At 39.3% G+C, this 22059-nt stretch carries 12 protein-coding genes and 1 tRNA gene; 5 read left to right on the top strand and 8 right to left on the bottom strand.

The annotated features are described in order from the left end of the window. Positions 1–13: 13 nt before the first annotated feature. A complete protein-coding gene (locus L1S31_RS00645; protein WP_305039006.1) occupies positions 14–8323 on the bottom strand; it encodes a T9SS type A sorting domain-containing protein in 8310 nt (2769 codons plus the stop codon). A gap of 353 nt (positions 8324–8676) precedes the next feature. Beyond that, positions 8677–8750: transfer RNA gene (locus L1S31_RS00640), tRNA-Met, on the bottom strand. A 145-nt stretch (positions 8751–8895) separates the two neighbouring features. Between L1S31_RS00640 and L1S31_RS00635 the strand changes: the two genes are divergently transcribed. Both L1S31_RS00635 and L1S31_RS00630 read left to right on the top strand, forming a co-directional pair. After that, a complete protein-coding gene (locus L1S31_RS00635) occupies positions 8896–9288 on the top strand; it encodes an START-like domain-containing protein (RefSeq protein ID WP_236460375.1) in 393 nt (130 codons plus the stop codon). Positions 9289–9338: 50 nt separating this feature from the next. Continuing rightward, positions 9339–10175 (top strand): aminotransferase class IV, encoded by an 837-nt coding sequence (locus tag L1S31_RS00630; RefSeq protein ID WP_236460366.1) that lies wholly within the window; start codon positions 9339–9341, stop codon positions 10173–10175. Here L1S31_RS00630 and L1S31_RS00625 read toward each other — a convergent pair. The 5 genes from L1S31_RS00625 to L1S31_RS00605 form a co-directional block, all read right to left on the bottom strand. Then, entirely contained in the window at positions 10172–10732 is a 561-nt protein-coding gene (locus L1S31_RS00625) for a YqgE/AlgH family protein (RefSeq protein WP_236460365.1), read from the bottom strand. The two genes, L1S31_RS00630 and L1S31_RS00625, sit on opposite strands and share 4 nt — an antisense overlap. A gap of 120 nt (positions 10733–10852) precedes the next feature. Further along, the gene (locus L1S31_RS00620; RefSeq protein ID WP_255702127.1) at positions 10853–11155 is read right to left on the bottom strand and encodes an HU family DNA-binding protein; all 303 of its coding nucleotides are present in this window, start codon (positions 11153–11155) and stop codon (positions 10853–10855) included. Between the two features lie 147 nt (positions 11156–11302). Then, positions 11303–12250 carry a methionyl-tRNA formyltransferase gene (gene fmt / locus L1S31_RS00615; RefSeq protein ID WP_236460361.1) on the bottom strand — a complete coding sequence of 316 codons (948 nt, stop codon included), beginning with the start codon at positions 12248–12250 and terminating at the stop codon, positions 11303–11305. Positions 12251–12252: 2 nt separating this feature from the next. After that, positions 12253–14145, bottom strand: a complete 1893-nt coding sequence (locus L1S31_RS00610) for a RecQ family ATP-dependent DNA helicase (protein ID WP_236460358.1) — start codon at positions 14143–14145, stop codon at positions 12253–12255. An 87-nt stretch (positions 14146–14232) separates the two neighbouring features. After that, positions 14233–14769 (bottom strand): AAA family ATPase, encoded by a 537-nt coding sequence (locus L1S31_RS00605; protein ID WP_236460356.1) that lies wholly within the window; start codon positions 14767–14769, stop codon positions 14233–14235. A 140-nt stretch (positions 14770–14909) separates the two neighbouring features. Between L1S31_RS00605 and L1S31_RS00600 the strand changes: the two genes are divergently transcribed. The 3 genes from L1S31_RS00600 (at position 14910) to L1S31_RS00590 (ending at position 21474) form a co-directional block, all read left to right on the top strand. Continuing rightward, positions 14910–16586, top strand: a complete 1677-nt coding sequence (locus L1S31_RS00600; RefSeq protein WP_236460354.1) for a tetratricopeptide repeat-containing sensor histidine kinase — start codon at positions 14910–14912, stop codon at positions 16584–16586. Positions 16587–16634: 48 nt separating this feature from the next. Beyond that, the gene (locus tag L1S31_RS00595; RefSeq protein ID WP_236460352.1) at positions 16635–17255 is read left to right on the top strand and encodes a response regulator transcription factor; all 621 of its coding nucleotides are present in this window, start codon (positions 16635–16637) and stop codon (positions 17253–17255) included. A gap of 157 nt (positions 17256–17412) precedes the next feature. Then, on the top strand, positions 17413–21474 hold the full coding sequence (locus tag L1S31_RS00590) for an ELWxxDGT repeat protein (protein WP_236460349.1): 4062 nt from the start codon (positions 17413–17415) through the stop codon (positions 21472–21474). 58 nt (positions 21475–21532) lie between these two features. On the opposite strand, the gene L1S31_RS00585 is transcribed toward L1S31_RS00590, so the two are convergent. After that, on the bottom strand, positions 21533–22051 hold the full coding sequence (locus L1S31_RS00585; protein WP_236460347.1) for a molybdopterin-binding protein: 519 nt from the start codon (positions 22049–22051) through the stop codon (positions 21533–21535). Positions 22052–22059 lie beyond the last annotated feature (8 nt).

Below are 22059 nucleotides of genomic sequence, written 5' to 3'. Positions count from 1 at the left end.
AAAGCAAAATAGATTATTTTTTTACCAGGATCTTTTTAGTGATTTTACCACCGTCAGTAAGGACTTTTACAATGTATGTTCCTGTGCTTACGTCTGAAACCTGTAATTGAATATTAGCCTGGTCTTGGTTTTCAACTTTCCATTCTGTAACCTGTTGCCCCAATAAGTTGAATAAGGCAACCGATTTTACAGTTACTTCCTGTAACGCGTTTTTAATGTTGATCATGTTGTTGGATTGTGAGTGTGTCACCGTAATTCCATGATTGTTTTCATTATCGCTTGTTCCAAGACTTGTACCGTTTGTGAATCTCAATGAGAATCGGTCTTCGTAAGTTCCCGCAGGAAGATTTACCTGGTAGTTTTGAGATTTGATGCTGTTGTAAGTATTAGTTACGTTATCGAAGATGTAAATCTCCTGGTCATCATCAAAATTCTCTTTGTTGTCTACTACGAAGGTTACATTTCCTGAAGTTGCATTTTTAACACCTAACGGATAAATGTTGTTTACATTAAAGAAACCATCACCATTAATGTTCAGCTTGTCTGTTCCATTGATGAAATACATGTCGTTGGTCAATGCTTCGATGCTTACACCATCATAACCGTTATCATAACCTGACGTTGCATGTTCGTTCATGAATCCAAGCAATGTCTGTCTGTGATAGTTGTCAGTTGAGTTGTAACCCACTCTTAACTTCATGAATTCTTCTTCAGTCACTTCGTCCTGAGCGTTATTCATTAAAGGATTAGTTTCTACAGCAACAGTGCTGTTTGGAGCTTTGTACAATGAATACGAATTCACCGCATCATCTTCCTTAACGAATAAACGTTGGCCGTTGTTGAAGGTAATCGTTCCTCCGGTTGCAGATCCTGTTACAAAGAATCCTTGTCCAACCGGGATAAACCTCTTAGCTACTTTGCTGCTAGAACCCAATCCACTAACTCCGGCTGGAGCTACAGGAGAAGTTCCTCCAGTTTTGGTATACGTTGCATAACCACCTTGGTAAGCAATTGTATTGTGGGAAGTATTTGTAATATAGTGTTCCCAGATGTACAATGTACCTTTGATACTACTTGCGTTGTCATCAATGAATTGGTTCGCATCGATTGCAGATGGATAAGGGTTACCACAAAGGTTTAGGTTGTTTGCACCTACTGTTGAGGTAATGATTCCGCTATTTGGCTTACCAACGAATGTATAGTTTTGGTTTGATGTCGCTGCACCACCACCTTTCAGTGTAAATCCTTGTCCAGGTGTTAAAGCTCCGTTTTGTCCAACTGACGCCCAGTTTGCATAAGAGTTAGTTGAATTTTGGAATTTAAATATCCAATAGCTGCTCAATGTAAGTGGAGTTGTTGGTGAACCATTGATTCCCGTTGTCCATTGTAAACTTTGAGGCGTAGCCGTAGTTCCGTCTTTCATAACACCAGCTACCGTAAATCCGTGGTTGATGGTTGTATTGTTGATTGAACTTACCGGAGATGACCAATAGTTATAGTTGAACTTGTTCGACTGACCTTGTTGGTCTCTTTCAAGAGAACCGGCACTTGTTACATCTAAATCGGAGTTGGTTGTTTGAATCAATTGCGATTTTCCAGCCAAATCGATTTTACCATTTAACAATAAGTACCAATCATTTTGAAGCTTCGTATCATTAGTCATGTTAACTGTTACACCTGAATTTACAAACAAAGCTAAATCAGTGCTGTTTGCCGTCTCAGTAATATCATGGTTTACCTGGATGATTGAATAATCAAAATCCAAAACGTCCAAACCTCTGATGTCTTTTGTTGCATCATTCACTGCTGATGAGAACGATCCTGTTCTTACAGTTGTAAATGGCATTGGAGCTTGTTGTACATTAATCACTTTGTGGTTGTACAATTTCATTCCGGTTCCTGTATCTACAGTTCCAGTTGTTAAGTTGTCAACGATATCATCTTTGTACGTATCCATTCTATAGTATTTCACCAAGTTTGTCCAAGGCAGTGAACCTACATCTTTAGGAACAATTGCACCTCTTACCTGTGATGAGTTATTTTGAATTTCCTGGTATACCATTCTTTCTACCTGAACAGCAGTCAATGCAACATTGAATACTCTAACTTCATCGATTTTCCCTTTGAAGTAGCTGGTAGCTGTAAGTGGGTTTTTACCCAAAGTCAAATTAGACGTATCAGCAGAAATTGCTCCGCTCAATGCTACATTGGCTACAGATTTCCCGTTTAAGTACAATGTTAATGTACCTCCGGCATAAGTAGCTGCAACGTGGCACCATTGTGATGTGTTTAACGGAGTTCCGTATGATAATATCGTTCCGTTCACAACAGCCTGTAATATTTTCGAACCAGTTACCCTGATGTGGAATCTATCCTGACCAACAACTACTCCAGTACTACTGTAAGCACTGTTTAAGTCAATCCAGGCCATCAATGTTGCATTAGATAATCCGCCAAGTACAGGTGAATCTTCTGCATAATCGTTTCTTCCATCAAATTCAAGGAACAGTTTTCTGTCTAAGTCTCTTGGTGAACCTCTCAAGGCATCATTCGTATCAAATACATTCGGAATACCGTCAAGATCAGTATCACCAGTTCCGTCGATCCTACCATCACCATTAGTGTCATAACTGCCATATAAGCTAGTCTGTATATCATTGGTACCATCATCATTTGAATCCAATTGTAGATAATCTGAGATACCATTTGAATCACTATCCTGAGCATAAGCTCTGTAAGCAGATCCGAATACAGTTGAATTATCGAATAGGTTTAATAAACCATCACCTTCAGAATCTGCACCGTCACCTTTACCATCGTCGTTGATATCTCCGTCACCGTTCAATAAGTTAGCCTCATCAACATCCCATAATGTGTCATTGTCGCTATCCAAATCCAAGTGATTGTAAACTCCGTCTCCATCACTGTCAGGGATTAGGTAAGTTCCTCCGGAAATCATCGTATCGATGTAGTCATTGATTCCATTTCCGTTAAGGTCTTTCCAGTTCGCAGGATTTGTTTTATCCATAGTACCGGTGTTGTTACTGTATTGTTTGAATCCAGCTTCTTCAATATCCGGAATACCATCATTGTCATCATCCACATCAAGGATATCCGCTACACCATCACTGTCTGTATCGATACAGTTTTGGTTGATGATAATCTGTACGTCATCAATAAAGTTACCATAAGATAAACCTCCTGTAGATGAAACTGCTGTAAAGGCAAGAACAATAGTAGTTTGACCTGCTGGTATGGTATAAGTACCTGAATAAGATCCCCAGGCTGTATTTCCGTCAGTCATGGTAGCAACTGTTGTAAGTGATGCCAAATCAGGACCAAAACGTACCTGTGCAGTATCTGTACCTGATCTTCCTCTGTGTTTGATTGCCCAATTGATTGTTCCACCGGCACCATTCAAACAAAATGTCTGATAAAGATTTCCTGCTACGTTCGCATTTAATTCTGCAAATTGATTTCCTGCTGCAGAAGGTACTCCGTTGAATCCGGTACTCCAGATTTCAATAAAGTTTTCCGCGCTGTTATTCCAACCTGTTACGTTAGCAGCAGGTTCGATGCTGTAAGTTGCAGTTCCGATAACCGGTGCTTCAAAACCTCCATTTACGAATGGGTCACTAATACAAGTACCACACTCGATAGTATCAATTACTCCGTCGTTATCGTCATCCTGGTCTGTATTGTTTTCGATACCGTCACCGTCGTTATCTAGTAAACCAGTTCCCTGGATTCCAAAATAGTATGGGTTTTCATCACTATCGTTATTTACGATGTTGATTTGTGCAATTCTTGTAAATACAGCACTTGGGTTGAAAGTCACCTGGAATGTTGTACTTGCACCAGCTCCGATAGATAATGTTCCAGGATTAGCGGTGATGCTAAAGTCACCAGAATTGGCTCCTGTAATAGTAGGGTTAGAGATAGTCAAAGCGAGAGTCCCTGTATTTCTGATAGTGAAAGTACGTGTAATTGTTGCAAGATTGATATCTGCAGAACCAAAGTCTGTTCCATCATTTACAGAAGTTACCATATCGGCACTTGCAATTGAAAGGCCAAGACCCTGTACGTCAATTTCTCTTGGCACTCCAGTTCCCTGAATGTTGAAATCGTATGGGTTTTCAGTACTGTCATTATTTACAATATGAATTACCGCTGATCTTGTTCCGGTTGCTGTTGGTAAAAACGTTACTACAAATGTAGTGCTGCTAAAGGCAGCTATAGATGCCGCAGGAGGAGTTGTAACGGTGAACTCTGAAGCATTTGTACCTGTAAAGGTTATAGCTCCAACAGTTAATGTGATATTTCCTGTGTTATAGATAGTAAATGTCCTTGTTCCGTTGGTTGAACCAAAATCCGTCCAGTTTGCTGTAGTCGGGGCAGGTACTGTACTATCAGTGATTGAAGTAGCATTACCCTGGATATCAATTTCCGGTATAATACCAAATCCCTGGATTCCGAAATCATATGGGTTTTCGTTAGTATCGTTATTTACGATGCTGATACTGGCTGTTCTTGTATTGATTGCAGTTGGAGCAAATGTTACCACAAAAGTAGTTGTTCCGTAAGCACCAACAGTAGCAGCTGGGGCAGTCGTTACTGAAAAGTCAGAAGCATTTGTACCACCGATAGTAATTGTACCAACAGTTAAAGCAATGTTTCCAAGGTTACGGATTGTGAAAGTCCTTGTTCCTGCTACAGTACTAAAGTCTGTCCAGTCACCTGTAGTTGGAGACATATCACCATCAACGATACTTGTTGCATTTCCTTGAATGTCCATTTCCTGTAAAACTCCAGTTCCCTGAACATCAAAAGTATATGGGTTTTCGTCGCCGTCATTATTTACGATAGAAATATTAGCTGTTCTTACACCTACAGCTGTTGGTGCAAAAGTTACTACAAATGTTGTAGATGAACCAATTGCAACAGTAGCACTTGGTGCGGTTGTTACTGTAAACTCACTTGCATTAGCTCCCGAGATGGTAATTGCACCTACAGTCAATAATGACATACCCATATTACGGATTGTGAAAGTCCTGGTTGGGTTTGTTGTTCCAAAATCAGTCCAATCTGAAGCAGATGGAGTAATATCGCCACTTACAATTGAAGTAGCATTACCCTGAATGTCGATTTCGGTATAATTTACAGTTGCAATTACTGCAGTTCTAGGGCTAGAAGCACAGCTTCCGTTAGCAGCTTCAACATAAAAAGTAGTAGTTGCTGAAATAACAGGAGTTGTAAAACTTGTTCCCGTTCCTAATGCTGTACCTCCAGTTGCAGCAGCGTACCATGTTGGAGTTCCTCCTGATACAGTAGCACCTAACAATACTGTTCCGGCTCCTGTTCTTGAACCTGGAGTAGTTCCGGTTACTGTTGGAGTTGTTGTAATTGTTAGTGTTTTTGTCGATGTAGTATTACCACAAGGTGCATTTCCATAAGCTGTCAAGGTTAGCGTAACGCTTCCTGCAGTAATGTCAGCAGCACTTGGAGTATACGTACAAGTTGTTAATGAAGTAGCATTTGCAAAAGAACCCGTTCCGCTTGAAGTCCATAACACACTTGATTGGTAAGTAGCACTTGAACCTGTCGTAATGTTTGTAGCTCCGTAAGATGTACATGTTCCCATTGCTGGTCCCGCAACAGCTGTTGGAGTTGTATTGATTGTCAATGTTTTGGTTGATGCAAGAGGTGCACAACCATTATTCGTAGCGGTCAAAGTGATTGTAACACTTCCGGCAACGATATCTGCTGCACTTGGAGTATAAGAACATGCTCCTAATGAGTTTGGATTGGTAAATGTACCTGTTCCGCTTGACGTCCAGGTAACACCAGTATGATTAGTTGCAGTAGCACCTGTAAAACTTATTGAACCACTAGCATAACAAACAGTTTGGTTAGCTCCTGCAGATACAGTCATTGCCCTACTGATGATTAATGATTTTGTTGCAGTTACGTTTCCACAAGGAGAGTTTCCGTAAGCTGTTAAAGTTAAGGTAATAGTACTTCCGGCAGTATTTTCTGCAGCAGTTGGAGTATACGTACAAGTTGTTAGCGAAGTACCATTTGTAATAGTTCCGCCTCCGCTTGAAGTCCATAACACACTTGATTGATTTGTAGCACTTGAACCTGCAGTAATATTAACTGCACCGGTTGTAGAACAAGTATTGATAGTTGAACCCGCAACTGCAGTAGCAGCTGGAGTAATTGTCAATGTCTTTGTTGAAGTTACATCAGGACAACCACCGTTTGAAGCAGTCAAAGTCAATGTAACACTTCCTGCAGCTTTATCTGCCGCACTTGGAGTATAAGTACATAGGGTTAATGAATTTGGACTCGCAAAAGTACCCGTTCCACTTGATGTCCATGTTACCAAAGTTTGGTTTGTAGCACTTGAACCTGCGGTAATATTTACAGAAGCAGTACTAGCACACATAGTAACATTAGTTCCTGCTACAACAACCATTGCACTTCTTACTGTAAATGATTTTGTTGAAGTAACATTTCCACAAGGAGACATACCATAAGCAGTCAATGTTAATGTAACTGTACCAGCTAAAATATCTGCAGCACTTGGGTTATAAGTACAAGTAGTCAATGAATTTGCATTTGCAAATGTTCCTGAACCACTTGAAGTCCATAATACCGAAGAATAATTAGTTGCACTAGAGCCGGCAGTGATATTCACTGCACCAGAAAGTGTACAGGTATTGATTGCTGTTCCTGCAACTGCAGTGGCAGTACCATTAATTGTTATTGTTTTCGTTGAAGTAACATTAGGGCAACCTGCATTTGAAGCTGTCAAAGTAATGGTAACACTTCCCGCAGCAACATCGGCAGCACTTGGAGTATAAGTACAAGTTGTCAATGAAGCTGCATTTGAAAAAGTACCTGTTCCACTTGAAGACCAAGTTGTAGTTGTAGCATTTGTAGCACTGCAACCAGAAGTAACGCTGATTGGTGAAGTACCGCATGCAGTAAGGTTTCCTCCTGCAAAAACGGTCATAGCACTGCTAATCGTCAATGTTTTGTTTGAGGTATCAACGCTACAAGGAGCAGATCCTGTTGCAGTTAATGTAATTGTTACGCTTCCGGCAAGGATATCAGCAGCAGTTGGAGTATAAGTACATGCAGAAGTTGAGTTTGGATTTGCAAAGGTACCAGTTCCGCTAGAAGTCCAGGCAATACCACCAGTAGCATTTAAAGCGCTTGATCCTGCTGTAATATTTACCGCTCCTGCAGTAGCACAAGTGGTAACATTTGTTCCGGCAGTAGCATCAGGCACACCGACAACGGTAACGTTGGCAGTATTATTTGTTGAAATAGCATTTGAACAGTATGATGAAGCAAGGTTCGTAACAGTTATGGTAGTTGTTCCTACATTCAAAGTAGAAGTTGTGAAAGTACCTGTCCCTGCAGTAGTTACCGTCATTGTAGCTGTATTACCTGTTGATGAAGGGAATCCTGCAAGATTATAAGTTACAGTATAAGTACCAACTCCTAAACCTGAAGCCAATCCGGTAAGGTTCACAGTAGCCGCACCCGATCCACATAGGTTAGAAGAAGAAGTTGAAGTTAATGCATAAGTTGGGCAAGTGTAAGTGATCTTCATATAACCAGGAGCACCTGCACCACCGTTTGCGTTTCTGGTACCACCGGCACCACCACCACCATAGTTTACACCAGCTGCACCAACTACACCAGGATTACCACTTGAATTATTTCCCGCACCACCGGCGCCTGATAAAAGTCCGCCATTAGCACCAGCAGCAGATGTTGTTGTGCTTCCACCGACACTTGAGCCAGCTGCACCACCACCACCACCTGAATAACTTGCGTTACCATTAGCACCATTACCACCACTTCTGGTTCCGTTACCACCACTACCACCTGTAGCTCCGGTAGAATATCCTTTTCCACCTGTTCCACCAGTTGCAGTTACAGTAGCACCAAATGTTGCAGTAGTCTGTCCACCAGTACCACCATTTACACTTGAGCTGATTCCGGCAGAACCGGCACCACCAACGGTAATAGTATAAGAGGTTCCACCTACAACAGGAGTAGTTGCATTGATGGTATAACCACCACCGCCGCCACCGCCGCCGCCATTTCTGCTTGAGCTTCCACCGTAGCCACCACCACCACCAGCACCATAGGCTTCAGCCTGAACGGTTGAAATACCTGCTGGGGTAACGAATGTCCCGCCGGGAGTCGTATAAGTTTGGGTACTTTGTCCTCTGCTTATTGAGGTTACTACTAATAAGAAGATTAATAGTATTGATTTTTCCGATTTAAGTAATAATTTTTTCATAACTCTGGGGTTATTATGATTTTTATTATTTAAATGAAGTCGAACTCCATTTTGTTTTATTTGACATTTCAAAACTATGTAGGAAAGACTGATTAATCGATAAAAAGCACAAAAAAATCGATGAAATGCACGTTTTTTGATTTTTAAAGGGAAAAATACTTACAATATTAAATATTTTATGAAGTAAGAATTGAATTTTATTTAAGTTGTAAATCAGTCTTTTATAAATGCAATGTAAGAATGCATATTTCTATTATGGGAAACTTTTGGTTCCTTAATAATCAATCAAAGAGGAAGTGATTGATGTAGGGAAAATAAAAAAGGCCTGGAAATTTCCAAGCCTTTTCTTTTTGTAGCGAGAGGGAGATTTGAACTCCCGACCTCAGGGTTATGAATCCTGCGCTCTAACCGACTGAGCTACCTCGCCATTGTCGGACAACCCTAGATTGCGGGTGCAAATATAAAACTAATATTAATGGTTCCAAACTTAAAGCACTTATTTTTTTTATTTTTTAAAAACGCTTTTTTATTGGCTTTATATTCTATATATTTCCAAAAAATTTGTTTGAATTATGGATAGTAAAATACGTTATGAGCTTGAATTCCCCCTAAATTCATCGCCACAATTGTTATATCAATATATTTCTACACCTTCGGGATTGCAGGAATGGTTTGCTGATAATGTAAATTCAAGGGGAGAATTTTTCACATTCACATGGGATGATGTTGAAGAGAATGCACGCCTTGCCTCTAAAAAGACTGGCGAAAAGGTAAAGTTTAAATGGGTCGATGATAGTAAAAAAGATACCGAATATTATTTTGAATTAAGGATTTTGGAAGATGAAATTACTAAGGATGTATCTTTAATGGTAGTTGATTTTTCAGATGAAGATGAATTGGACGAATCAAAATTACTGTGGGAAAATCAGATTTCCGACTTAAAACATGTTATTGGTTCTATTTAAAATCAATTTTTTAAAAGTTATATTTGTCCCGTTTTAAACGGGATTTTTTTATGATTAATTTTAATGGTGTAATTCAGGAGTCAGATTTGCAGTTGTCGGTTTCCAATCGTTCTTTCCTTTATGGAGATGGTGTTTTTGAAACCTTAAAGATTGTAAACAACAGGATTTTATTTTTTGAAGACCATTATTTCCGTTTGATGGCTTCCATGCGGATTATCAGGATGCAGATTCCGATGAGTTTTACCTTAGAGTACCTCGAAGCCGAAATTTTAAAATTGGCAGCCATCAACAATGTTAAGGATTCAGCCCGCGTTCGATTGACGGTTTTTAGGAACGAAGGGGGATTGTATCTGCCAACAGACAATTCGGTTTCATTCATTATTCAGGCTACAGCCATTGAACAATCAAAATATCAATTTGCAAAACAGACTTTTGAAGTCGATTTGTATAAAGATTTTGTTATCCCAAAACAATTGCTTTCCACACTCAAGACTGCCAATAAAATCACGCATGTCACTGCGAGTATTTTTGCCCAGGAAAATCAGTTGGATGGTACACTGCTTATTAATGAAGATAAAAATGTTATAGAAGCAGCCAATGGCAATGTCTTCATGTTGATGGGAAATAAACTGATAACACCGCCAATAACTGAAGGCTGCCTCAACGGGATTATGAGAAAACAGGTTCTTGCACTCGCAAAACAATTAGATTCCATAGAAGTAACAGAAGCTCCAATTTCTCCATTTAATCTGCAAAAAGCGGATGAATTGTTTGTTACAAACGTAATTATGGGAATTCAGCCCATTACAAAATACCGCAAAAAGGAATTTAGGTTTATGTTATCGGTACAATTGCTGGGTAAACTGAATGCTTTGATTGAAGCTTAATTCAGGATTGGGTTTTCGGGAGCATTGGACCAGATGAGGTAATCTCCGCCAAGTTCTACGATTTTTTCCTTCCAAAAATGAGTGGAAGATTTTCCAAGGATTTTATTCTTATAATCATTCCTGGTCAAAATCCACGAATTAGCCTGCATTTCATTTTCCAGTTGCTCTGCATCCCAGCCTGTATAACCCAAAAAGAAACGGATATTTTTTTTCTTGATGATTCCGGTGTTGATCAAATCTTTGGTGGATTCAAAATCGCCGCCCCAAAAAATCCCATTCGAGATTTCTATGCTGTTCGGGATTAATTCGGGAATGTTATGGATAAAATACAGATTGTCCTGTTCCACCGGACCACCATTATAGATTTTAAAGTCGGATGCTATTTCCGGAATTAAGTCGTTAATGGTATATTTTAAGGGTTTGTTTAAGATGAAACCTACCGAACCTTCGGTGGTATGGTCTGCTAATAAGATTACAGATCTATTAAAAGACAAATCTCCAATTATAGATGGTTCCGCTAATAATAGGAGTCCTTTCTGTAATTTTTCTGAAATCATGACAGATTAATTTTTATAAAGTTGCTAAAAAAAAATGTAGAAACCAAATAAATGAAGATAAAAAACAAAAAAACCATTCGCGTTAACGAATGGTTTTTATATATCGGATGAATTAAATTCTTAGTTTACTGATCCGTCTAAATCTGCACCAGCTTTGAATTTAACAACATTCTTAGCAGCGATTTTGATAGTTTTTCCTGTTTGAGGATTTCTTCCGTCTCTTGCAGCTCTTTTAGATACTGACCAAGAACCGAATCCTACTAAAGATACTCTTCCACCTTTTTTCAAAGTTTTGCCTACATTTCCTAAAAATGATTCTAAAGCTAGTTTTGCTGCTGCTTTAGTGATTCCTGCGTCAGCTGCAATTGCATCGATTAATTCTGATTTGTTCATAATGTTAGTTATTAATTGTTGGTTAAACATTTTGTTAATGATAACAAATTTAAAAGGAATTCCTTACTGCACAAGCGTTTTCGACTTTTTTTCAAACATTTGTTGATAACTTGGGGCATTTGTTGATAAAGGCGTGCTTTTCATCGATTTTTTGCTCGTTCAAAAGCCCACGAGACCTTATTCTGCTTGCGCTCTTTCCGAAAAAGCGACTCCGTTCAGCAGTTCATTTGCCTGCATTTTTTTCTTTCCCGGGAACTGGATGCTAAAAATTTGAATAAAACCATCTTTAACCGCAACCTTAATTTCCTTTTTAGTAGCAATGATGCTACCTATATTATAGGAGTGGTTTTCGAGAACAGCTTTTGCATCATATATTTTGACATTCCATTCTTCGCCCTTGTCTTTGAAAAAACACCAGGCCGAAGGATAGGGTGACAATCCGCGAATTAAATTATGGATTTCGTTGGCTGGTTTTGTCCAGTCTATTTTGCAGTTTTCCCGATTGAGTTTGTAAGCGGTTTTGATTTCAGGAGTGTCTTTTTGAATTGTAACCGCAACATTTCCCATTTCAATTGCTGCTAAGGTTTCTACAACAACTTCACTACCCAATTGCATCAATTCGTCATGGAGCTGTCCAGCATTTTCATTGGAATCAATTTTAATTTCCCTGCTCAGTATCATCGCACCGGTATCAATCTTATCATCTATAAAGAAGGTTGTAACTCCGGTTTTGGTTTCACCGTTGATAATTGCCCAGTTGATTGGTGCAGCGCCCCGATAGTTTGGAAGCAGTGAGGCGTGTAAGTTGAACGTTCCCAATTGGGGCATTCTCCAAACAGCTTCGGGCAGCATCCTAAAGGCAACAACAACCTGCAGATTGGCATTGAGTGATTTTAATTCGGATAAAAATGTTTCGTCTTTTAGGTTTGTTGGCTGTAATAATTTGAGGTTGTGTTCCAAGGCATATTCCTTCACCGCCGAATATTTAATCTTTTGGCCACGACCGGCAGGCTTATCTGCGGCAGTTATGACTCCAACGACTTCGTAGTTGTTCCTTAATATAGTATCCAGGATGCCAACGGCAAACTCCGGCGTTCCCATAAAAACAATGCGTAATTTTTCCATTCTTATTTTAAGGAGTATAAATTATTTGATTTGATGCTGATGGCATCACTTTCCAATAGGTTTTGAAGCGCAAAGATAACATCGTCTTTCGGAAGTTTAGTCAACTTTTGAATATCTCTTGAATTGAAATCCTGCATTTTTAATAACTCCAGGATTTTATCGGAAACATTTTCAGGATTTGATTTCTTTTTGCTTTTCGAAATACAATAGGAACAAATGCCACAATCTTCTTTTATGGTTTCACCAAAATAGCGCATCAGCAATTTATTCTTGCAGGTTTTAGTTTCAGTACTATAATATAATACGGCTTTGAGCTGTTCGGTTTTTAATTTGTTCTGAGCTTCGAGATGTTTTGATATCCTGTTGATGGTTCGCTCGTCTTCGCGGACTTCATTTAATGTAATCGTCGCATCATTATTTTTGGCAATCAAATCAATAAGCTGTTTTTCCTTTAATTTCTGCAAAAGCAACAGCACTGTTTTTTCATCCGAACCCGATTTTTTGGCAATCAGTGTCGGATTAAAAGCCGTCTGCATATCATAAACTCCAGGATATGTTCGAAGGATGGTCAACATGATTTCCTCGTCATTCGGATTAAGGCTCATGTACCGAATTACTTCTTTGGACGGAATGATAAACTGGATGCTGACTTTTTCCGAAAATTCCTGTGACAGGGTAATCACGCCCTGACGGTCCAAAAACTGCAACGCATTATAAGTCTTTAATGTTGGGAAATTATATTTCCCACAAAACTGATTCAGATTGAAACTAAACTGCTCGTCAATGCCTTCCCCATACGCAATTTGGAAATAGGAGCAGAGTTTGGCAAAAACCAAATTCAAAAAAGCCTTATCCGGCAAAATGCTTAAAAATTGCGCTTCAGCATGTAAAACATCCGAAGGATTATTGAGTAAAACCGCAAAAGCCTTGTCGCCATTCCTTCCGGCACGGCCTGTTTCCTGATAATAGTTTTCAAGATTTTGTGGCAGATGTAAATGGATAATCGTTTTGACATTCCCTTTGTCAATTCCCATTCCGAAAGCATTGGTGGCAACCATAACCTGGACTTTCTCTTCCATCCAAAGCTTCATATTCTTTTCCTTGTCTTTTGAAGTCAGGCCACCATGATAAAATGTTGCCGTAAAACCAAGGCTTTCCAATTGATGAACGGTTTCCGAACACGCTTTTCTATTGGTCACATATACAATTGATGGTTCCTGGTTTTTGGACAGGATTTGCAGCAGCAGATGCAGTTTATCTTCGGTTTCAAAAACCATATAAGCAATATTGTTCCGGTAAAATGATTTGGAAAAAATATTCGGATTATCCAATTTTAACTGTGCGATGATGTCTTCCTTAACCCGTAGTGTTGCCGAAGCGGTCAATGCCAAAAACGGAACTTTAGGAAAAAATTCCTTAAGCTGGACAATCTTTAAATAGGCCGGACGAAAATCGTGTCCCCATTGTGAAACACAATGCGCTTCGTCAATAGCGATAAGGTTTATCGGAAGGTTTTTAATCCGTTCCAAAATCCAGTCGCTTTGCAAACGTTCGGGTGAAAGGTAGAGGAATTTGTAATTTCCAAACTGGCAGTTGTCCAATAAATCGATAATCTCATCCTGATGGATTCCGCCTGTAAGCGCAATGGCTTTTATTCCTTTGCTCTGCAGGTTTTGGACCTGATCTTTCATTAACGCAATCAAAGGCGAAATGACCAGGCAAATCCCATCCTGCATCATCGCCGGAACCTGAAAGCAAATCGATTTTCCGCCACCGGTCGGCATTAGCGCAAAAGTGTCTTTCCCATCCAAAACAGAAGCTATGATTTCCTGCTGCGGATGACGGAAAGCATTGTGTTTCCAATATTTTTCAAGGATTTCTAATGCTTTGTCCAAGTGCTGTTCGTTCTGAATTATCAGTTAATTCAATTTTCTGTATAAAGATAAGAAATAAGATTTGTTTGCCGGTACAGCAAAAGTGGATTACGAAAGCTGACTAAAGATAAACTGGATGCGTTCCTCAACTGTTCCGCATGGCACTTCTATGAGTTGGTAGCCATATTTTTCATAAGTCTCTATCAGGTGATCGAAAATGAGTTTGGCCTGTTCGAAATTCTCATAACGCGCTTCATCGCTTTCATAAATATCTTCCCAAGGCGGAAGTACAAAAACTTTTGAGTAAGCATGTTCGCGGCTGGCCTGGTCAAAAAAAGCAGGGTAACTATCGCCTATATAATGCATGTAAGCAAGTATATCGGGAATTCCACGATCCATAAAAACAATATCGGAAACATCCTGATGTGCCTGTTGGTGTTGCTTTTTCCTGCCTTCCAAAAGCAATTCGCTAAAAAGCAAAGGCTTCTCCAGGAACAATTGTTCGATTCCCTGTTTTTTGGCTTCAAGTGTTATCTGCCTTGAGATTTCGGGAAAACACGCATAGCCCTGTTCGATGAGTGCATCGATGATTGTGGTTTTTCCGGTTCCCGGACCACCAGTTATGACTATGAGTTCTTTTTTCAACTTTAAAAAAATGAAGCGCAAATTTATCGAAACAATTTAGAATATGGAATGTGTTTTTGGATTTTTATTTCGGAAAGGTAAAAAGCAATAAGGCAACTTAAAATTGTAATTTGTTCATTTTCTTATTACTTTGCATCAGTATGAGAGAAAAAAGCCCGATTTTTTTATGCTTCCTTTTATTCTTCCTGATAGGAATCAGTTCTTCTTACGGTCAAAACGAATCTGTCCGTTTAAAAATCTTTATGGATGAGTTTTCACGTCTTGAAAGCGGACAAAAGTTTGACAGCATCAACCTGCTTACCGTTCGTTTTTCGGAATTGGAAAACTTAACCCAGTATGAGAAAGCGGGTTTTTACCTGTATAAAAGCATTTATTACAAACGCATCAGCCGTTATGAGGAAGCTATAGCTATAAGCAGGCAAGGGCTTAAGTATTGTGATGATACCAATTCGTTCCAACTTTTTAAAAAGCGCTTGCTGATTAATATAGCCGACATTTATTTTACGATACTCAAATACGACGAAGCTAACCGTTATGCGGTACAGGCAAAAAAAATTGGAACAGACGGTTATCATGATATTGATAATTACTGTATCACAGGATATTGGTTTGAAATCAACAAAAAGTATTCAAAGAGTATAGCCGAATATGAACAGGCACTGCATTTAATCAGGCAGTATGGAAATATTTGCAAGTCCGCCCAAGTCCTTAATAAAATGGCTGTTGTATACTGTAAAGAAGGGAATTATAAAAAGGGAATCATCTTGGTAGATAAAGCGATTTCGCTGGCTGACTCATGCCAGGAGATGGTCAACAGCATCAATGCCAGGAAATCGAAATACGACATTTTAAGGGCATCTAAGAAATATAAAGAAGCCACTGAACTTTATGACACCATCATTTTATTGGATGGGAAATATGCTTTTAACCTTCGGAATGAAAAACTTGATGAACTCGAGGCAAAATATCAAAACGAATTAAAGACACAAAAGAATGCTTCCCTAAGCCTGATCAATAAGAAAAATAACGGGGTGATTAACCGTCAGCGCATCATTTTATACTGTTCGATATCGGTGATTGTAATTTTCTTATTGCTGGTTTTTTTCCTGATAAAATTCTATAGGAAACAAAGAGCAGCCAATAAGGAACTTCAGAGGCTCAACCTGTTGAACCAGAAAATATTTTCGGTCATATCGCATGATTTTAAGGGACCAATAACCACGCTAAAATTAATGCTTTCCAATGATGCTGTTAAAGAGAATGAAGATAATGCCGTTGGTGCTTACCTTAAGGAAATTGGGCTGCAGCTGGAGCAATCGGACGCGATGTTGGAAAGTCTTCTGGACTGGGCAAAAACAGAATTGAAGATAAAAGCCGGAAAGCAAAATCCGTATTCAATCCATGCATTGGTTAGTGAAGTTGCCGGCCAGCTAAAATCGAAATTGGATGAAAAAGAACTCACAGTTTCCATTTCCTTTGATACTAAAACCCAGACCGATTTTCCTCAGGAAGTGCTGAAAATAGTATTTCGGAATATCATGAGCAATGCCATCAAATTTTCCAATCCTAAGAGTGTCATTGAAATTTCCTATTTGGATAACAAACTGAAAGTAAGGGATTATGGAAAAGGAATTCCGAAAAATAAATTGGATAAGTTATTCAATCAGGCTATCAGTCCGGGATTAGGAACATTTCACGAATCTGGATTCGGAATCGGATTGTACCTTTCCTATGAACTGATGCAGAAAAACAACGGGGTTATTACTGTAGAAAACAATGAGGATGTGGGATGTACTTTCAGCATTGTGCTTCCCTGACGAAAAACCGCTATATATTTATTCGAGTAAAAGACACAATTTTGCGTTATGATTAGAGTAGCCTTATTTGAAGATCATCCGGTAGTATTAAGAAGTTTGGAAAGTTTTTTGAACGAACAGGCCAATATTGCTGTAGTTTTTTCGGCAAAAACCAAGAGCGAATTATATGAAAAACTAAATCATCAACAGCATATTGATGTGGTCATCGTTGACTTGTTGGGTATTGATGTACGCGGATTGGAAGTTTATGAATATTTGAATAAAAACTATCCCGATATCAAAATGATTGCTTTCACTTCATTGGCAAGCGCTGTTTTGGTAGAGAATCTTTTGGCTGTAGGTGTAAGGGGTTATGTCAATAAAAACCAGGATTTGGAAGACTTACCGATGGCGATTGAAGCTGTTTACAACGGAACTATTTCCGTTCCCGATGATTATTCCTTTTTAGTAAAAAGGCCAACCGATCATCACAAAGTTACTTTAAGCGAACGCGAAACAGAAATAGTAAATTTTATTGCCTTGGAATATACTACGAGTGATATTGCAACGCAGCTCGGTATTTCAGTAAATACAGTGGAGAACCACCGCAAATCCATTTTCCAAAAACTCGATGTAAAAAACGTAGCAGGAATGATGCGTGAAGTGGCGCGATTGGGTTATTTGTCTTAAACATTTTCATTCAACGATTATTTTTTCTTTTCATCCGATTTTCTGATTTATTAGGGAAAACCGCTATTGTCCTTAGTTTTTAAAGTGTGTTATTTTGAAGTAACTAGCTGATAGTTATTTAATTTCAAAACGGTATTAACTTCTAAAAAAAGGACTTATGAAAAAATATCTACTTCTTCTGCTGATTGTAGCGATAGCCAACAATTTACAGGCGCAAAACCCTTATCTGGTAAAAGATGGTTTTGGAGGCATAAACTATTCCGACAGCTCTGATCCGGATTTCTCCACAGCATTGGGAACGATCTCATTATTTATTGCTTCAGACAATATCAACGGTAGGGAATTATGGAAAACAGATGGCACAGCCGCAGGTACAGTATTGGTTAAGGATATAAACCCCGGAACGGCCAGTTCGTATCCCAACAATTTTATGGTTTTAGGAGGAAATGCATATTTTTGTGCTAATGACGGAGTCAATGGTAACGAATTATGGAAAAGCGATGGTACTGCAGCAGGCACGCAGCTTGTAAAAGTAATCAATGCGTACGATTTTGAAATACGTTTGTTATTTGTCTTTCATGATTATTTATACTTCACCTCAGATGACGGTAATGGGACCCAATTGTGGAGAACAGACGGGACTGAATCAGGAACGGTGCCTTTTAAAAATATTAACCCACGTTACTACTACGAAAGTGGTTCTGCTGTTCTTAATGACGTTCTTTATTTTAGCGCTACTGATGGAATCAATGGTGACGAACTATGGAAAACAGACGGAACAGAGGCGGGTACGGTGATGGTAAAGGATATTCAAAGCGGAGCAAGTAGTTCAAATATAGGATATTTGACATTGTTTAACGGAGCCATCTATTTTTCAGCATTTGACAATGAGAATGGAGGTGAACTATGGAAATCCGATGGCACTGACGCGGGAACTGTAATACTGTATGATATTGTCCCGGGAACAGCAAGTTCCTTTCCAAGAGGCTTTAAGGTTTTTGACAACAACTTGTTTTTCAATGCTTTGGATCCCGACGGTGATCGTGAATTGTGGAAAACCGATGGGACTACCGCGGGAACCGTTTTGTTTAAGGATATTTATGTGGGCGGAAGTTCCAATCCAGAAGAACTAACGGTTTTAGGGAATACAATGTATTTCAGGGCAACTGATGAAAATGGTACCGGATTATGGAAAACCGATGGTACTGCAGCCGGCACTGTACAGGCTTCAGTTCATTATCCCATTCAATTGAGTGTTACGGACACTCATCTGTATTTTGCTGAGTCTATTAGCCATCTATTATGGAGAACCGATGGCACTACGATAGAATCGGTTACTATAAATGGCGCTGATTATTCCTATAAACTGGGGATTCATGGAAATACTATGTATTTTAGTGCTGGAAGCGCATCAAATGGAAGGGAATTATGGAAAATCGATGGTACGGGAACCGAGGCTGTAATGGTAAAGGATATTGCAAATACCGCATTTGCATCTGACTTGTATACTTTTCAAAATTTCAATGGGACCTTATTTTTTAAGACGCTTCAGGATGATCCATTTTATAACCAGATATGGAAGTCTGATGGTAGTGCTTCAGGGACAACACTTGTAGCAAACTCTGAAGTAAATGTAACCGAATTCAAAATGTTGGGAAACAATGTCTTTTATAACGGTTATAGTGATGGTTATGGGGTTGAACTATGGAAAGCGAATGTTACTACAGGAGCTGCTGCTATGGTAAAGGATATCAATCCAGATTATTTGGATTCCAACACTGGTGGTTTGACCGTTTTTGGCAATAGTATCTTTTTCAGGGCAGTCGATGACAGTCATGCGCAGGAATTATGGAAAACCGATGGCACTGAAGCGGGCACAATACTGGTTAAGGATATCAATCCTGGCTCCACGTCTTCAAACCTTACTACGTTTACTGCTGGGGCAAATGCCCTGTATTTTTCTGCCAACAACGGGACCAATGGCCGCGAACTGTGGAAGTCCGATGGCACGGAAGCCGGTACCATAATGGTAAAAGATATTAATCCGGGAACGGCGAATTCTCTTCCAAGTGCTTTTTTTGCATTGGGCAATACTATGTTTTTCAGGGCAAATGATGGTTTTAATGGTTTTGAATTATGGAAAACGGATGGGACGGAAGCTGGTACGGTAATGGTCAAGGACATTAATGCAGCGGGGAGTTCTAATCCTGCACTATTTTTTGTTTTGGGAAGCAATCTTTATTTTCAGGCAGATGACGGCATCAACGGCTTTGAATTATGGAAAACCGATGGCACAACTGCAGGAACAATGATGGTAAAGGATATTAATACAGCGGGGAATTCCACTCCCGGGCAATTTAGTGTGTTGGGTAACAATCTGTATTTCCAGGCAAATGACGGCATCAATGGCATCGAATTATGGAAAACCGATGGCACAACTGCAGGAACAGTTATGGTTAAGGATATTTCAGCGTCAGATAGTTCAAATCCAACTTTGTTAACAACAGTTGGCGGCCATATCTATTTTGCTGCTACTAATGACACTAATGGCCGTGAATTATGGAAAACCGATGGTACAGCTGCAGGAACTGTATTGGTAAATGATATCAATCCCGGAACTAACAGCTCAGACCCAATCAATCTTGTCAATGTTAACGGAAAGTTGTTTTTTGCGGCTAACGCTTCTGATGGATTTAACCTTTGGGCGCTTGCACCGATTATCGTGAATATGACACCGTCTTATAATAATATGAATCTGCCTTCATTGTCAACAGCAGTGCCAGCAGTACTTTATACCTATCCCGGAGCTACAAGCCTTAAGTATCGTTTTTCAATCAAAAACCTAACTACAAATACTACTGCTCCCGATATTATACAGACTTCACGCTATGTAACAATTCCAGCTTCACTTCATACATATAATGCGCAATATACGATTACCGCATCTGCAGTTATCGATGATGTTATTTTTCCTTTCGAAGGAAATACGATTACTGTAAATTCACCATCGCTTCAATTGGTTACATTGAATTCTGCAAATTGTGGAGCTACTCTGGCTTCTTTATCTTCAACGCTTACATCGAATCCAGGGTTGAATGCCATCAGTTATACTTTCCGTGTCAGGGTGAATGACTCTAATCCAACACCAACGTATGCTTATTCACAATCGGCAACCCGTTTTGTGGGAGCCAATTCCTTTACCGGATTTCCATTACAGTATTCATCAAGCTACAAAGTGTCGGTTCAGTATACCTTTATAGATCCTGTTACCAACTTACCTGTTGATTCAGGTTATGGAGCAGAATGTACGGTAAATACGCCATCAATTCCTTTAATTGCAATGGCTTCGCCTACATGTGGCTCGCAAGTTTCTACATTGAATTCAAACATTTCAGCTGCAGCAGCTTCTTATGCAAGTGGATACCAATTCCGTATCCGATTGTTTGCCGATAACGGACCGACTCCAACGTACTACTACACACCAGTTGTAGCAAGCCGTTTCTCTTCATTAACAGCGTTTCAGGGAATCACATTAACATACAATACTCCTTACTCAATTTCGGTTCAATACAGTGTTGTAAACGGAGGAACAATATGGTCAGGTTATGGTCCGGAATGTAAAGTGACTACACCATTCTTTCCGACGACCAGTTTGGTTCCGTCTCAATGTGGTTTATCGACAGCAACATTGCTGACGCAGCAATTGAACATTACGCCTTATCCAGGTTTCCCTCACTACAAAGTATTATTGGAGGAGGTTAGTGGAGAAGATGTTATTAATTCACAGGAAAGGGAAATAGCTTACTCACATTTCAAACTGAGTGATTTCTCCATCGCACAACTCGATAAGAATTACCAGATTTCCGTTGCCATCAAATTAAATGGAGTTTTTGGAGATTATTCTACAGCTTGTGATTTGTTTACGGCTTCAAGTGGAGGAAACCATGGCAGTGAAGGCACTAAAATTCAATTGCCATTCAAAGCTATAGCATACCCAAACCCATTTGCAAATAACTTTAACCTTGATATTAAAACATCAAGCCAGTCAATGGTAAATGTAAAAGTTTACGATATCGTCGGAAGGCTGATTGAACAAAGAAATGTTTCCATATCAGACCTTAAGGGCACATCTGTAGGAGATAATTATCCAACGGGTGTTTACAATGTAGTGGTATCACAGGAAGATCAAACCAGTACTGTTCGGGTTGTAAAGCGATAAATAGTGCCGCCAACCCACATAAAAAAGGGAATCTAATTTTAGATTCCCTTTTTGTTTATTATTCCAAACGCCTGATTTGTATTTTCTCAAGCGCTTTGATGTAACGCCGTCCCGATTTTAAATCGGCTGTAGAGATGAAGAGTATTCGCTGCTCCATGTCTTTCAATTTTTTGCCTTCCATTTCGGTTACGATGTAAAAGTTGTTTCCGGCTTCGGTATTGTAGATTTCATTCCACGAAAAAACGACTTTATAGCCATCTGTGGCAACAAAAACAAAATAAAACTCATTGAGTTCCTTTGGCTTGCCATAATCAAATTGAATGCTTTCCAAAACCGTTTTCAGCAAAACACCTTTCATATCCTTTACCGTGCTTTTGACTTCACCTTTATGACTGTATAGTGTCTGGTCTGCTATGGCAACTTTTGGAAAAGCCTCCAAGTCGGCAACAGAAAACGTCTTTTCCGCTTTTATTTTCCCTTCGATTTTTAATGTTTCAGAAGGTGTTATCTGCCTTTGGGCAATAACAGCAAAGTTTGTAAAAAAAAGTAAAAGCAATGCAAGGTTTATGGTCTTCATACTGATTG

This window comes from Flavobacterium wongokense (assembly GCF_021608265.1).
In the GTDB taxonomy this organism is placed as follows: Bacteria; Bacteroidota; Bacteroidia; order Flavobacteriales; family Flavobacteriaceae; genus Flavobacterium; species Flavobacterium wongokense.
This window is presented reverse-complemented; position numbering and strand designations above follow the sequence as displayed.